General features: G+C 70.7%; 16 protein-coding genes and 2 pseudogenes. 8 read left to right on the top strand and 10 right to left on the bottom strand.

The genetic code is table 11. The features are described 5' to 3' along the window. Positions 1-63: 63 nt before the first annotated feature. A complete protein-coding gene (locus ACWD4B_RS06090) occupies positions 64-594 on the top strand; it encodes a MarR family winged helix-turn-helix transcriptional regulator (RefSeq protein ID WP_451419633.1) in 531 nt (176 codons plus the stop codon). Here the strand turns inward: ACWD4B_RS06090 and ACWD4B_RS06085 are convergent. From ACWD4B_RS06085 to ACWD4B_RS06055, 7 genes are all read right to left on the bottom strand, one after another. Then, on the bottom strand, positions 584-1,348 hold the full coding sequence (locus tag ACWD4B_RS06085) for an SDR family oxidoreductase (protein WP_451419632.1): 765 nt from the start codon (positions 1,346-1,348) through the stop codon (positions 584-586). The two genes, ACWD4B_RS06090 and ACWD4B_RS06085, sit on opposite strands and share 11 nt — an antisense overlap. Positions 1,349-1,487: 139 nt before the next feature. After that, positions 1,488-4,985 carry a S8 family serine peptidase gene (locus tag ACWD4B_RS06080; protein ID WP_451419631.1) on the bottom strand — a complete coding sequence of 1,166 codons (3,498 nt, stop codon included), beginning with the start codon at positions 4,983-4,985 and terminating at the stop codon, positions 1,488-1,490. Positions 4,986-5,256: 271 nt separating this feature from the next. After that, entirely contained in the window at positions 5,257-5,478 is a 222-nt protein-coding gene (locus tag ACWD4B_RS06075) for a hypothetical protein (protein ID WP_451419630.1), read from the bottom strand. Next, positions 5,466-5,996, bottom strand: coding sequence for a secondary thiamine-phosphate synthase enzyme YjbQ (locus tag ACWD4B_RS06070; RefSeq protein WP_451419629.1), 531 nt, complete (start codon positions 5,994-5,996; stop codon positions 5,466-5,468). Before ACWD4B_RS06070 ends, ACWD4B_RS06075 begins: the two co-directional genes overlap by 13 nt. A gap of 148 nt (positions 5,997-6,144) precedes the next feature. Then, positions 6,145-6,357 (bottom strand): hypothetical protein, encoded by a 213-nt coding sequence (locus ACWD4B_RS06065; RefSeq protein ID WP_451419628.1) that lies wholly within the window; start codon positions 6,355-6,357, stop codon positions 6,145-6,147. A 222-nt stretch (positions 6,358-6,579) separates the two neighbouring features. Beyond that, positions 6,580-6,930, bottom strand: a complete 351-nt coding sequence (locus ACWD4B_RS06060; protein WP_451419627.1) for a hypothetical protein — start codon at positions 6,928-6,930, stop codon at positions 6,580-6,582. A gap of 280 nt (positions 6,931-7,210) precedes the next feature. Next, entirely contained in the window at positions 7,211-7,393 is a 183-nt protein-coding gene (locus ACWD4B_RS06055; protein WP_451419681.1) for a hypothetical protein, read from the bottom strand. Between the two features lie 74 nt (positions 7,394-7,467). Between ACWD4B_RS06055 and ACWD4B_RS06050 the strand changes: the two genes are divergently transcribed. Further along, the gene (locus tag ACWD4B_RS06050) at positions 7,468-7,620 is read left to right on the top strand and encodes a hypothetical protein (protein WP_451419680.1); all 153 of its coding nucleotides are present in this window, start codon (positions 7,468-7,470) and stop codon (positions 7,618-7,620) included. Positions 7,621-7,736: 116 nt separating this feature from the next. On the opposite strand, the pseudogene ACWD4B_RS06045 reads toward ACWD4B_RS06050, so the two are convergent. From ACWD4B_RS06045 to ACWD4B_RS06035, 3 genes and pseudogenes are all read right to left on the bottom strand, one after another. Next, a pseudogene (locus tag ACWD4B_RS06045) lies at positions 7,737-7,946 on the bottom strand (hypothetical protein); the annotation flags it as partial. A gap of 86 nt (positions 7,947-8,032) precedes the next feature. Continuing rightward, the gene (locus ACWD4B_RS06040) at positions 8,033-8,182 is read right to left on the bottom strand and encodes a hypothetical protein (RefSeq protein WP_451419626.1); all 150 of its coding nucleotides are present in this window, start codon (positions 8,180-8,182) and stop codon (positions 8,033-8,035) included. A gap of 48 nt (positions 8,183-8,230) precedes the next feature. Further along, entirely contained in the window at positions 8,231-8,854 is a 624-nt protein-coding gene (locus ACWD4B_RS06035; RefSeq protein ID WP_451419625.1) for a TetR/AcrR family transcriptional regulator, read from the bottom strand. A gap of 76 nt (positions 8,855-8,930) precedes the next feature. Between ACWD4B_RS06035 and ACWD4B_RS06030 the strand changes: the two genes are divergently transcribed. From ACWD4B_RS06030 to ACWD4B_RS06005, 6 genes and pseudogenes are all read left to right on the top strand, one after another. Continuing rightward, the gene (locus ACWD4B_RS06030) at positions 8,931-9,623 is read left to right on the top strand and encodes an NAD(P)-dependent oxidoreductase (protein WP_451419624.1); all 693 of its coding nucleotides are present in this window, start codon (positions 8,931-8,933) and stop codon (positions 9,621-9,623) included. Further along, complete coding sequence (locus ACWD4B_RS06025) at positions 9,620-10,024, top strand: pyridoxamine 5'-phosphate oxidase family protein (protein WP_451419623.1); 405 nt, start codon at positions 9,620-9,622, stop codon at positions 10,022-10,024. The genes ACWD4B_RS06030 and ACWD4B_RS06025 overlap by 4 nt, the downstream gene beginning before the upstream one ends. Before the next feature lie 32 nt (positions 10,025-10,056). Further along, positions 10,057-10,928, top strand: a pseudogene (locus ACWD4B_RS06020) (haloalkane dehalogenase). 311 nt (positions 10,929-11,239) lie between these two features. Continuing rightward, on the top strand, positions 11,240-11,641 hold the full coding sequence (locus tag ACWD4B_RS06015; protein WP_451419622.1) for a DUF2089 domain-containing protein: 402 nt from the start codon (positions 11,240-11,242) through the stop codon (positions 11,639-11,641). 127 nt (positions 11,642-11,768) lie between these two features. After that, the gene (locus ACWD4B_RS06010) at positions 11,769-12,197 is read left to right on the top strand and encodes an SHOCT-like domain-containing protein (RefSeq protein WP_451419621.1); all 429 of its coding nucleotides are present in this window, start codon (positions 11,769-11,771) and stop codon (positions 12,195-12,197) included. Positions 12,198-12,323: 126 nt separating this feature from the next. After that, positions 12,324-13,301 (top strand): phosphotransferase family protein, encoded by a 978-nt coding sequence (locus ACWD4B_RS06005; protein WP_451419620.1) that lies wholly within the window; start codon positions 12,324-12,326, stop codon positions 13,299-13,301. Positions 13,302-13,305 lie beyond the last annotated feature (4 nt).

Genomic DNA, 13,305 nt, shown 5'->3' with positions numbered 1-13,305 from the left:
AGGGCCTGTACGCCCGCACCCGCGTCCCGGTCCGGTCCGGCCCACTCGTTAAGGTTGGCCGACGTGGATGAACCGAACTGGCTGGACCGGGACGAGGCCCGCGCCTGGCGCGGCTACGTCGCGATGAGCGAGATGCTGGAGGCGCGGCTGAGCCAGGACCTGCGCAAGGTGGGCCTGTCGAGCGCCGACTACACCGTGCTCGTCCTGCTCTCCGAGGCCCCCGGTCGGCGGCTGGGCCTGAGCGAACTGGGCGCCGAGGCCCAGTGGTCCAAGAGCCGGGTCTCCCACCAGATCCGCCGCATGCAGGAGCGTGGCCTGGTGGTGCGGGCGGACGACGCGGACGACCCCCGTCGCACCCACGCCGTCCTCACCGACACGGGGGCCGCGGCGCTGCGTGCTGCTGCCCCCGTCCACGTGAACGGCGTCCGACGCTATCTGCTGGACCACCTCACACCGCAGCAGCAGGCCAGCCTGGTCGATATCGCCCTCAGCGTCCTGCCGCACCTGAGCCCGGCACCATTGCCTCCCGACCTGCGGGCCGACGACCGGCCCGAGGCGCCGCCGGGGGCCGCGGGGCAGGCCGCTACAGGTTGACGCCGCCGGTGACGTCGATCTTGGTGCCGGTGATCCAGCGGGCGTCGTCGGAGGCCAGGAAGGCGACCGCGTCGGCGATGTCCGGGACTTGGCCGATCCGGCCGAGGGCGGTCAGGCCGATGTTGCGCTCCAGGTTCGCCGGGTCGGCCAGCGCTTCGGCGGTCATGTCGGTGCGGGTGTATCCGACGGCGACGGAGTTCACGGTGATGCCGCGGGGGCCGAGGTGCTTGGCCAGGGTGTGGCTGAACACTTCGAGTGCGCCCTTGGTGAGCGGATATCCGATGCCGTGGAGGGAGGCGATACGGGTGGAGACGGACGAGATGTTGATGATCCGGCCACCGTCGCGCAGCCGTGGCAGCAGCCGCTGGGTGAGGAAGAACGGTGCTTTGACGTTGACCGCGATCATCCGGTCGAACTCCTCGGGGGTGAGAACCTCGATCGGTCGCCCCATGAGGTTGAGCCCCGCGTTGTGAACCAGGATGTCGATCGCCGGTTCCCCGTGTGCGCGCAGTCCGGCCTCCAGTCCGGCCATGAGTGTGTCCACGTCGTCGGGAACGCCCAGTTCGGCGCCCACGACGAACGCCCGGCCACCGGCCTCGGTGATGGTCGCGGCGGTTTCCTCGGCCGCCGCCTCGTTACTGCCGTAGTGCACGGCCACCAGAGCGCCGTCCCGGGCCAGGCGTTCGACGATGCCTCGCCCGATGCCCCGGCTGCTGCCGGTGACCAGCGCGACCTTTCCGCTGAGGTTTCCCATGTTCACTCCTTGGCCGTGTTCCGCAGGGCCCTCCCCACTCACTCAGGTAAGGCTAGCCTCAGTTGAGCTTCGGTGCGACGGGAAAGCAGCCGAGGCCGCCCCGACTCCGGGGCGGCCTCGGCTCGTTCAACGACGCACGTCAGTCGATGGTGTAGCTGTACGGGACCGCCGCCAGCACCGAACCGGTGGTGCCCAGCTGGTTGTTGGCGGTGGTGATCGCGCTCGGCGCGGTCACCAGGTACAGCACACCGTGCACGGTGCTGCCTTTCTCGCCGTGCGGGGTGATGGTGACCTGGAGCGAACCGGTGGCGCCCGGCTGGACGGTGACCGGGGCGAGCGCCGGGGCCGAGGCGTTCACCGCGGCCGTGAACGGGTCGTTGGTGCTGGACGCCAGCGCCGGGTCGAACGCCAGGGTGTGGGCGTCGGCGGTGATGGTCGACGTGCCCTCGGGAGCGCCGGCGGCCGGGAACGGGCCGATCTGCTGCACGTAGCTGCTCCAGAAGCCCGGGACCACCGGCTGCCGGGCGCTGCCGAAGTCCTTGACGACCGAGACGGCCGAACCGTCCTGCGCCTCCTTGAGGTCGCCGAACACGTCCGGCGACCCCGCGGTGCCGCTCAACTCCAGCTGCGCGGGCGTCGAGGAGGCCGCGACCGCGGTCAACCGGTCGGTGCCCGGCGGCACCAGGAAGCTCGGGGTGATCGAGCTCGGGTGCAGCGGCAGTGCGACGGTGGCCGAGGTGCCCTGCGGCACCAGCGGGACGTCCACCATCGTGTCGGTGAGACGGCCGTCGGCGTGGATCATCTGCGTGGCCGCGGTGTTGTTGGTGTAGGCCACCTGCAGCGTGGTGGGCTTGTCGGCCGCCAGCTTGGTTCCGGTGCTGTGGGGCAGGCCGGTGACGGTCGCCCGGTCCTGGTCGAGGCCGACGGTGCCCTGGAACGGCTGGGCCGACTCGGCGCCGCTGACCGGGTTGAGGACGTTCAGCACGAACCGCCAGCGCCCCGCCACCGGATGGATCGCGGTGGCCGACACGCCCTTCGTGGTGCCCGTGATGGCACCGGAGGCGTTGAGCAGTGCGTTGCTCTCGATGTCGATGGGCGTCCCGTCGGGGCTGATCAGCGCGCCCTGCACCAGCACGTTCGGGTCGCTGAGCGTCACCCCGGCGCGGATGTCGCGGTGGCCCCCGGTCACGTCGAAGGCGTAGGTGAAGGACTGCGCGGGCGAGACGTCACGGGCGTTGCCGCCGGTGATCGTGCCGGTGAAGCTGCCGCCCTCGCCGGAGAGCGGGACCAGGCTGCGCAGGATCACCGGAACACTGGTGGTGCGGCCGTTCGAACTGGCCACGGTGACCGACTCGGCGCTGTCCCCGCCGGTCTTCGGCGTGGTGAGGTGCACGTGCAGCGTGGTGCTCTGTCCCGGCGCCAGCCTGGTCACCTTCGGGCCGACCGCACCGTCCGGCACCGCGCGCTGGGTGGCGGTGTCCAGCAGCACCGGACCGGTGAAGCCGTTGCTGCCCTCGGGGGTGTAGAGGACCGCCGTCCATGTACCCGCGACCGGGTGCGGTACGTCCACGATGCCGAAGTTGGCGGAGACAGGGCCGCCCTGCGGACGGGTGTTGGTCTCCAGCCTGCCCGACGGGTCCAGCAGCGTCATCCGGACCACCGGGGTCACGGTGTTGGCGCCGGACTGCTGCGGCTTGCCCTGCCAGGCGATCGACGCGGCGAGCCGGTCGGCGCCCTGCGGCACGGTGAACTTCACCTCGTGGTGCACCCACGTCGCACCGTTCGTCGCATAGGCGAACTTCGGGTCGGCGGAGGAGTCCAGCGCCACCGTCTGCCGGGAGTTGGCCAGCGGCGCGAAGGTGCGGGTGGCACCGGTCACCGTCTGGGCGGTGTGGCCGGTGTTGACCACGGTGACGTCGGCGGTGTGGCCGGAGCCCGGCTTGCCGGAGATGTCCAGCTGGCCGGTGGTGACGGCAACGGTGTTGCTCTGCTGGGCGCCCGAGGAGCTGTGGTAGCCACGGGCGGCCTCCACGGCGGCCCGTGCGTCCAGCAGGCCGGCGCCCTGCTCCTGGGCGGGCAGGCCGAGGTCCTGGGCGGTACCGGTCAGGAGTGCCTTGACCAGCGCGGGAGCCGGCGACTGGCCGTGGTGGCCGTCCCGGTAGGCCTGGATCACCAGGGCCGCCGCTCCGGCGGTCAGCGGGGCGGACTGGCTGGTGCCGCCGAACGGCTGGATCGCGCTGCCGGTGCCGTTGTAGTTGGTGCACTCGGTGAACACGCTGATCTTGGGCGAGCACAGCGCCCAGTCCGCCTCACCGGGCGCGACCAGGTCCACGGTGCGGCCGGCCTGGGTGAAACCGCCGGAGGACAGCGCGGATATCCGGTTGTCCGACCAGGTGCCGTTGGAGAACTGCGAGGCCGCGTAACCGGTCTGCAGATAGCTCCGGTTGTCCGTCGAAGCACCCGTGGAGATCACATGCGGGTCGGTGGCCGGAGTGCCGATGGTGCCGTTGATGCCGGCATCACCGCTGGAGACGGTCACCGTCACACCGGCCGCGACCGCCGCGTCGTTGAACAGCGTGATGGTGTCGTGCGCACCGCTGTCCGGGGTGACGTTGCTGCCGAACGACTCGTTGAGCACATCGACGTGGGCGACCGAGACGGCGTAGTCGATGGACTGCAGAATCGCCGAGTTGGGGAGCGAGGTCAGGCCACCGGCCTTGAGTGCCACCAGCGAGGCATCGGGCGCGAAGCCCTTGATGCGGATGGTGCACCCGGCGGGCAGCGGATGGGTGGGATTGACGAACTTCGACAGGTCGTAGCTCTCCCGGCCCTGCGCGACCATCGCCGAGGCGTCGCCGAAGGCCTCCGCGGCACCGCTCGGCGCGTCCCAGCCGTCGCCCGTGAAGTCCTGGTGGTCGACGACCGCGTGTGTGCCGTCGGGGCGTATGAAGTCCGGGTTGTCGGGGTCCAGGCCGTCGGCTATGTAGGCGACCTTGACGCCCTTGCCGGTGGCGATCTGGTGGGCTCCGGGGTTGCCGGGGGTGCTCTCGACGTGCGTCGAGTACAGCGCCTCGGGCTCCAGCAGCGGCTTCGAGGGGTCACTGGGGCAAATCGCGTACGGGTTCTGGCCGTTGCCGTTGCCGTCGCCCTTGGCGTGGGGAGCGACGGCCTTCGGCCCCTTGGGACTGCCCGGAGCGCCTGGTGCGCCCGGTGCGCCCGGTGCGGTGGTGCTCGGCGGGCTCACCTTCACCGTCTCGTCCGGGACGACCGAGGCGACGGCCGGGTCGGCCGCCAGGGCTGCGCGCAGCGCCGGACCGACCGTGGCGGAGAAGGCGTTGCCGACCACGAAACTCTTGACATGCGTACCGCCGCCGGCCTTGACCTTCGCCAGCAGCGGGGCCTGCGCGGACGTGGCCTCCCGTTTCCGCGCTGCCAAGTGGCCGGCATCGGCCGGGGCGTTGGATATCTGGTCCTTGAGGACCACGATCACAGGTTGCGGCGCTCCGTTGTCGGAGAGCGCCTGAGCAGTCGGTGCAGGAGTCAACTCGGCGCCGTTCGCAGTGGTCCCGAAGGTCAGGGCCATGGATGCGGCAGCCAGAGTGACGCCTGCCAGCTGCGGTTTCCGCCAGCTGAACATCGACATCCTTTCGTCTGGATGAGACGCCAGGAGGCATGCCAGAGCCCACGTGTTCCGTTGCCGGACACGTGCGTGCTTCTGGAACGCTCGTCCCGACAAGCTCACGCATTTCAGCGCATCGTTGACTTCCCGACAAGGGGGCGAACGCGCGGATGTTCCCCGACCGGCTCCATGACGCGATCCGACCCGTATACGACCGTGGTGCTACAGGCGTGCGACGTGTTCAGTCCATGGTCTGACGGCCGGGAGCCACCCCTTTCGTAGCGGGGCGTCACACCCTGCGATTGCCGCTCAGCCGTTCACCGGCTCTGCCGAGTCGGTGCTGCAGCACGATCTGGACGCGATTCACGACCGGGGCGTTGGCGGGGTGCTGGGTGAGGTGCGGGACGGGCCGCAGCATCTGATCGCGCGAAGCGGGGTCGCAGATGTCGAGCCGGGAGTGATCCTGTCGTAGGGCGAGCCGTTCGGCGTGCAGTGCAGTCAGGCGGGACATACCAGGTCGTCGTGGACGCGGAGGAGGAGTTCGCGGGTGCGGGGACCGTCGTGCTCGGCCAGCATGACCGCCTGCCAACGGCCGAGGTAGAGCGTGCCGTTGGTGATGGGGATGTGCAGTTCGGGGTGAGTGGCGAGCATGGCGCGCAGGTGGGAGTGGCCGTTGTCCCGTTCGCCGTGATGGGACCGTTCTTCGGGTCCGCGGTGCTCGCCATGCGCATAGGGGTGGTGATCGCTGTGCGGCAGGAGACGTTCGAGAGCCCGGCCGGCGTCGTCCTCCAGGCCGGCTTCGGGCTCGTTGACGAGGAGGCCGCAGGTGGTGTGCCCGCAGTACAGGTGCACGGTTCCTTCGGTGATGCCGGTTTCGGTCACCAGCCGGTGCAGTTGTCCGGTCAGGTCCACGTTCTCCTCGGGGTGGTTGGTGGTCACCCGGAGGCGGGCCGTGAGTACGAGGTGGCTGCCGGGCGGCATGACTCGGCGGGAGATGATGTCGATGCCGGTACGCGGGACGGTGGTCATGGCACCTCCATGGCGGCGGTGATTCCTCGGGCGGACAACCGCACCATGCCCGTGCCGACTGTGCCTCGCCAACGGCAGTTCCGGCCTGGAAGGCAACACATCCGCGGTGGTCCGGTTTCCGGAAGCGTCCTTCTGGTTCGTCAACCCCTTAGGGACGGCTGCACATGACTTGAGCCCACACCTTCACGGTCTGGTTGCCGATGTTCGTTCCGTTCCAGACCCAGGCGTTGGGCTCGCCGAGGTAGGAGTCGCTGACGCGGATGGCGTAGGGCTGGGACGCCTTGCCGCCGCCACCGGTGGCGACCTCACCGGCCGGACATGCTGCGATAGTGCCGAAGCTTCCTCCCGGGGCAGCTTCCACGGGGTTGTCACTGAGGACCGGATGGGGACTGATGGCGCGCGGTGCGGCGTTCGCGGCCGCAGCGGCCGACGGTGTGACCACGCCCTGCGACGCCACCCCCACAGCCGCGGCCCCGGCGCCTGCCCCAACTGACACCGGGGCCGCACCCCTAGACCGGCACGCAGCCCGACATCGCGGTGCTCGCGGCGTTCGCACGCGACGAGGGCAAGCCGGTCGGCGCACTCATCGTCGACCCGCTGCCCGTCGTGCCGTGATGGTGACGGTCATGTGCTCGGACACGCTCCACCGGCCGTCGGTGTGACCGACGACGTAGCTGACCCGGACCCTGCCCGGCGCGGGCCAGGGGAGGTGGAAGAGGGTGCTTGCGCCCACCGCGGAGGTGGCGACGAGCCGGGTGTCGACCCGTGAGGTGCGCAGGCTTCCGGTGTCCCAGCGCAGGCGCACCTCGTCCCCGGCGGACATGTCCGCGTACGGGCCGACCCGTACGACGAGTCGTGTCGCGCCGGCGTGTGTGGTGATCGCGCCGTTCCTCGCCCCGTCCACCTCGGGTGGCGCGAGCGGCTGTGCGTCCATCCTTCAGGACCTCCTACGGACCGTCATCCATCCGCCGGACGGCGGCGGACCCAGCCCCGGGGCCATCGTTCCCCTCTCCGGCCGATCCGTACGCGCCCTGTTTGCCTTGAGTTCATGCTCTCTTCAGTGTGAGGCGGTGGTGCCGGCCTCCATGGCTCGTCTGCAAGTGGCGCCCACCGGGCGCGGATTGCGCGGACTGCCGCGATGTAGGGGGTCCCAGCAGTACTCGCCGAAAAAACAACGGAGTAGTCCCTGACCTGCGGGTACTCCCCGCTCCCCCTCAGATGCCGCTGCCAAGGGCGTTGACGCGGTTGGCGTACTCGCGGCGGGCCTTGCGCTGTGCCGGGATCACCGGGACGCCCTGGGCGCCGTCGAGGGGTTGGCAGTGGGCGAGGAGTCGGCGGTGGACCGCGGGCGCGGCGCGGACGCGCAGCGTGTAGCCCTGGCCGCGCCGTACGGTCACTCCCTGGTCGAGCGAGTCCCGCTCGGCGGGCTCCAGTTCGACCGCACGCAGGAAGTCGGGCGACCTTGCCTGGCATGTCGAGAGTGACCGGCAGCTCCGGGGCCGGGACGTCCTCCTGCTCGATGGCGGTGTGGTCGGGCATGAGGTCGGCGACGGCCGTGCGGATGGCGCCGCGGCTGACGCCGTGGTCGCGGGCGAGGGCGGCGATCGAGCGGCCCTCCAGGTAGGAGGTGCGGACGGTGTCGGTCTGCGCGGCCGGGACGGCAGGGCGGCGACCGCCCCTGCTGCCCTTGGCCTCGGCGGCACGCAGCCCGTCGTAGGTCAGTTCGCGCTGGAGGTCGCGTTGGAGTTCGCCGGCGGCGGCGAGGGTCTGCACCATGAACTTCACGGTGGACAGCAGCTCTCCGGTGCGCGGGTGGCGTGCGGTGAGGTCCATCGCGGAGAACGCGCCGTCGTGGATGCGCAGCGCGACCTGGTCGCGGTGGAGGACGTCGAGCACGTCGAGGATGTGGCCGGTGCCGCGCACGAGACGGAACATCCCGGAGATGTGCACAGTGTCGCCCGGCCGCGCGTACGTCAGCAGCTCGCTGAACTTCGGCCGCTGGAGCGGATGGAGGCGGCTAGGGCCTGTCCGATGGGTCAGCACGGGCCCATCGGACAGGCCCTAGAGGTACCGGCCTGCTCCTCGAAGACGACCGGGTCCTCGATCCCGGCCTCGTCCAGGACGAGGTTCTGCCGGGCGGTCGACTGCTGGTCGGTCGAGACCCGCTTGTAGACCAGGTTCGCCACCGAGGGCCCCTTCCGGACGGGACGGACGGTGCCGCCACCGGAGGCCGGTCAGCCCCGACGGCCTGCGCTGGCGGTTGCCGCGGTGCGTGGCCTCGGGGTCAGTGCCGCGCGCAGCGCCGGGGTGAGGATGTGGCGGGTCTCAGAGGGGGTGAGGGCGGCGGGGGTGGGGAGGGGGTTGAGGTAGCGGGTGTAGATGAGGCCGCCGAGGATCGTCACCACGGCCGTGGCGCGGGCGGTCGCGTCCCGGCCGCCGAGAAATTCAACAAGCCGGGCCAGCAGCTCGTGTTCCAGGTACTCGCGGATCACCTCGGCGGCCTCGTCGCCCTGGCCGGTGAGCTGCCGGAAGTCGGCGTCCTCCCACAGGTCCGTGACCGCGTCGATCAGGCGGTCGGGGAGGGTGGCCCGGTCGCCGCCGAGGACGGCGTCCACCGCCAGCGCGTTGGCGCACTGGAACTGCATCACCTCTGCGAACAGGCCCTTCTTCGAGCCGAAGTGGTACGCGATCAGCGCCGGGTCGACCCCGGCAGCCCCGGCCACCGTGCGCACGGTGGTGCGCCGGTAGCCGTGCTCCAGGAACAGCGCGCGGGCCGCTGAGACGATCGACTCGCGGGTCGGCGGGTTGCCGCGGGGGCGGCCCCGGGTGCGGGCGGGGGCAGGGGCGTCGTTATTCATCAGCGTTGAGCCTGCGTTGGGTGGTCGGCACAGTCAAGGGCGTTCCACGAACCACACGAAGGGATGACCCGACATCATGCGTATTGCAGTCTTCGGCGCCAACGGACCGACCGGCCGCCGTCTCACCGATCAGGCCCTCGCCGCCGGCCACGAGGTCGTCGCCGTAACCCGCCGCGCCGGCTCCCTCGCCGAGCGGCCCGGCCTCGCCGTGGCCGTCGCCGACGCCACCGACCCGTCGGCCGTCGCCGCCGTGATCGACGGCACCGACGCCGTCCTCTCCGCGCTGGGCGCGCGCTTCAGCAAGGACATCATCACCACTTACTCGGCGAGCGTCATGGCCATCACCGGGGCCATGGCCCGCCACGGCGTCAAGCGGCTGCTCGCCGTCAGCTCCAGTATCGCCGACCCGCACTGGCGCCCCACCGGAGCCCACTTCTTCAACCATGTGCTCGACCCGCTGGTGAACCGACGCCTCGGCCGCACCCTCCACGAGGACATGCGCCGCATGGAGGCCCTGATCCGTCAGACGGACCTCGACTGGACCCTGGTCCGGCCCTCCGGCCTCTTCGACCACCCCGCCGTCACGGCCTACCACACCGCCGAGACCAGCGCCGACGGCGTCTTCACCGCCCGTGCCGACCTGGCCGCGAGCATGCTGCGCGAGCTGGAGGAGCGGCGATACGTCCGCACGGCCATGGGCGTCATCACCACGGCCGTGAAACCGAACATCGCCAAGCTGATCTGGAACGAGGGCGTGAAGAAGAAGTGAGCCGGACGACAGTCGAACTCCCGGCCGGCACACGGGCGTTCCTCGCCCGCCCCCGCACGGCCACCCTCACCACTCTCCGCCCCGACCGCACCCCGCACGTCACCCCCGTCCGCTTCACCTTCGACCCGGGCCCGGTCCTGGCCCGGGTGACCACCCGCGAGGGGACCCGCAAGGCCCGGAACGTGGCCGCGGGCGGCCCGGCGGCCCGTGTCGCGCTCTGCCAGACGGACGGCTTCCGCTGGGTCACCCTCGAAGGCCGGGCCACCGTCACCGACGACCCCGAGCGCCTGGCCGAGGCCGTCCGCCGCTACACCGCCCGCTACCGCGCGGCCCCGCCCGCCCCGCTGGACCTGGTCGTCATCGAAATCGCCGTCGACCGCGTCCTGAACCTCAACCTCTGAATCCCCCATACGGAAAGCGAAGTGACACCGCGATGCCCACCCTCCCCGTCCTCGACTCCACCCTCTACTACCGCGAGTCCGGCGACCCCGACGGGCTGCCGTTCGTCTTCCTCCACGGCAACCCCACCTCCTCCCACCTGTGGCGGAACGTCCTGCCGGGAGTGGACGCGCCCGGCCGCCGCCTTCTGGCCCCCGACCTCATCGGCATGGGCAACTCCGGCAAGCCCGACCTGGCCTACTCCTTCGACGACCACGCCCGCTACCTCGACGCCTGGTTCGACGCCCTCGGCCTTGCCGAGGCCGTCCTCGTCGGCCACGACTGGGGCGGCGCGCTCGCCTTCGACCGCGCCGCCCGTCTCCCGGGCCGCGTCCGCGGCCTCGCTTTCACCGAGACGATCACCAAGCCACTGGTCGGCGACGAGTTCCCGGCGGCGGGCCGGGAGTTGTTCACCCTGCTGCGCACCCCCGGGGTGGGCGAGGAAATGATCCTGGAGAAGTCGCTGTTCATCGAGGGGCTCCCGGACACGCTCGCCACGCCGCTCGACCCTGCCGACCTGGAGGTCTACCGCCGCCCCTTCCCGACCCCGCAGAGCCGCCGCCCGGTGCTGGCGTGGACGCGCATGATGCCGCTGGACGGCGAGCCCGCCGATGTCGTGGCCCGCGTCGAGCACTACGACGCCTGGCTGGCCGCCAGTCCCGAAGTCCCCAAGCTGCTCGCCGCGTTCGAGCCGGGCCCGGGCGCGATGACCGACCGGGGGACGGTGGCCTGGTGCGCGGAGAACATCGCGGGCCTGGAAGTCTCCCACCACGGCCTCGCCGGCCACCACTCCCCGGAGGACCGCCCCGAGGAACTGGCGCAGCGATCAACGCCTGGGCCGACCGCCACGGGCTGGCGCGCCGGTAGGGGTCCTCGATCCCGGCGGTGCCGTTCGTCCCGGGCCGGCTGCGCTGCCGCCGACGGGTGTACGCGCCGCGATCGCCACCATCGAACGCCTCAGTGAACCAGAACCCTTGGATGTCGCTTCCCGGCCGGCTCCTGGAAGCCCTGCGCGCGGGACGGCAACGACGCCACGCTGAGATGACCGTTCGATCAACCCGTGGGCGTGTGCCGGCGACTTCGGACTTCAGTGCAGCCGCTACGGCATCGACACCAAGGTCCCGAGATTAAGAATCTCAAAGTTTGTGAGTTGACTCCTTGAAAATGTCAAGGCAGACATGAAGTATGAATATGTCGCCGAGAGTGGGGAGCCGACGGTGGACTGGCAGGATCTGACGGACCTGACGCGCGGTCGGCCGTTTGTGGTCGAGCGAGTCCGCCTCGCCGACAGCGGCGTCGCGATCGAGGGGCAGTTCGAGCCGTCGCAGCTGGCCCAACTGAGCATCGACGACCAGGTGTTCGTCGCCGCGTTCGTTCGGGCGCACGGCTCCATCAAGGAGATGGAGCGGGTCTTCGGGGTGAGCTACCCGACGATCAAGTCCCGCCTGAAGCGGATCGCCGAGCAGCTCGACTTCGTCGACGTCGACCCGGCGCCCACCGGTGCCGCCGACGTCGTCGACCGCCTGCGCCGGGGAGAGATCAGCACTGAGGATGCCCTGGCCGAGCTGGAGGGGCGATGATCCCGCAGCTGGTGACGGTGCGCGTGCGCCAGTCCAACGGCCGCCGGGTGCGGCTGTACATCCCTGTCGTGCCGGCGGCGGCCCTGCTGGTCAGCGTCAGATGACTTGAGAGAAGCAGGAGCACACCATGAATGAGCAGCGCCGCCAGATCCTGGAGATGCTGGCCGAGGGAAAGATCACCGCGGACGAGGCCGAGCGGCTGATCGAGGCTCTTCAGCGCGAGCAGCCCGAGGCGCCGCTGGGAGCGACGTCCCGCACGAAGGCCCGCCCCAAGTACCTGCGCGTGGTGATGGACGCCGAGGACGACACCGGCGGCGGCGCCAGCCGGATGAACATCCGCATCCCGCTGCAGCTGCTGCGCGCCGGCGTCCGGCTCACCGCCCTCCTCCCGCCGGTAGCCGTCACCAAGGTCAACGCGGAGCTGGACAAGGCCGGCGTGCCCATCGACCTCGCCGAGCTCAAGCCGCAGCAGCTCGAAGACCTCATCGAGCACCTCGACGACGTGATCATCGACCTCGACGACCCCGGCTCCAAGATGCGGGTCTACTGCGAGTGAAGCCGCCACGCGCCAGGGCCTGACCCACCGGGACCTGCCAGAATCGCCACCGGTTGGCCGGCCGTCGTTGCGCGGGCCTCGGGTGCCGTCGGCGCGCACCTCTTGGCGTGTCGATAGCCTCCCTTCATGATCAAAGGCGAGGGCGTGGGGCGTGCTGATGACGATCTTGGGACGCGGTCATGGGTGGCGAAGACACTCGCTGCCGGGGAGCGCATAGAGGATGTCGCGCGTCTGCGCGGCGGCTGGACCTCGGAAATGCGGCGTCTGGGCATCTCGGGGCCGGACGGGCGGCGTTCCCTGGTGCTGCGGTCCTTCGTCAAGCCCTTCTATGTCCGGCACGCGGAGGGCCTGTTGTCACGCGAGGCTGCGGTCCTGCGCCTGCTCGGTGAGACGGACGTGCCCGCGGCCGCGCTCGTGGACGTGGACGCGACGGCGGCCTGCTGCGACCATCCGTCCTTGCTGATGTCGCTGCTGCCCGGGACCGTCCGCGTGGACGATCACGATGCCGGGCACCGTGCCGATCTGCTGGCCGCCCAACTGCTGCGCGTCCACCGGGTCGAGGTGACCGCGGACACGAGGCCGCGGACGTGGCAGCCCTGGACCTCCCCGGAGCGGGTGGCGCTGCCGGAGTCCACGATGCGGCCGGAGCTGTGGCAGCGGGCTGTCGACGTCATCCGGCAGGCTCCTCCCGCCTACGATCCCTGCTTCCTGCACCGGGACTTCCACCCGGGCAACGTCCTGTTCGACGGCGACGGCGACGGTGACGCCGACGAGGTCCGTATCAGCGGCGTCGTCGACTGGGTGGAGACCTCGTGGGGCCCGGCCGACCTGGACGTGGCCCACTGCTCGACGGCCCTGGCCCTGCTCCACGGCGTCCCCATGGGCATGACCTTCGCGGACCGCTACGTCGCTGCAGGGGGACGGCTCGCAGGCGAGAATGCGGCGCACCTGTACTGGCGGCTTCTCGATGCGCTGGCCTTCGCCCCGGACGCCGAGAAGGTCGCGGTGCCCTGGCGCGAACTGGGCCGTTCGGATCTCACTCCTGCCCTGCTGGCAGGCCGACTTGAGGGCTACATGCTGGCTCTCTTCGAGCGCTATGCGTGAATTC

It is taken from the genome of Streptomyces sp. NPDC002536 (assembly GCF_053594995.1).
The sequence above is the reverse complement of the archived record's forward strand: the minus strand, read 5'-3'. Positions and strand labels throughout refer to the sequence as shown.

Coding starts and splice junctions, on each gene's coding strand:
- ACWD4B_RS06085 (WP_451419632.1), bottom strand. CDS start 1,348: ATGGGAAACCTCAGCGGAAAGGTCGCGCTGGTCACCGGCAGCAGCCGG.
- ACWD4B_RS06080 (WP_451419631.1), bottom strand. CDS start 4,985: ATGTTCAGCTGGCGGAAACCGCAGCTGGCAGGCGTCACTCTGGCTGCC.
- ACWD4B_RS06075 (WP_451419630.1), bottom strand. CDS start 5,478: ATGTCCCGCCTGACTGCACTGCACGCCGAACGGCTCGCCCTACGACAG.
- ACWD4B_RS06070 (WP_451419629.1), bottom strand. CDS start 5,996: ATGACCACCGTCCCGCGTACCGGCATCGACATCATCTCCCGCCGAGTC.
- ACWD4B_RS06060 (WP_451419627.1), bottom strand. CDS start 6,930: ATGGACGCACAGCCGCTCGCGCCACCCGAGGTGGACGGGGCGAGGAAC.
- ACWD4B_RS06050 (WP_451419680.1), top strand. CDS start 7,468: ATGTCGAGAGTGACCGGCAGCTCCGGGGCCGGGACGTCCTCCTGCTCG.
- ACWD4B_RS06035 (WP_451419625.1), bottom strand. CDS start 8,854: ATGAATAACGACGCCCCTGCCCCCGCCCGCACCCGGGGCCGCCCCCGC.
- ACWD4B_RS06030 (WP_451419624.1), top strand. CDS start 8,931: ATGCGTATTGCAGTCTTCGGCGCCAACGGACCGACCGGCCGCCGTCTC.
- ACWD4B_RS06015 (WP_451419622.1), top strand. CDS start 11,240: ATGAAGTATGAATATGTCGCCGAGAGTGGGGAGCCGACGGTGGACTGG.
- ACWD4B_RS06010 (WP_451419621.1), top strand. CDS start 11,769: ATGAATGAGCAGCGCCGCCAGATCCTGGAGATGCTGGCCGAGGGAAAG.
- ACWD4B_RS06005 (WP_451419620.1), top strand. CDS start 12,324: ATGATCAAAGGCGAGGGCGTGGGGCGTGCTGATGACGATCTTGGGACG.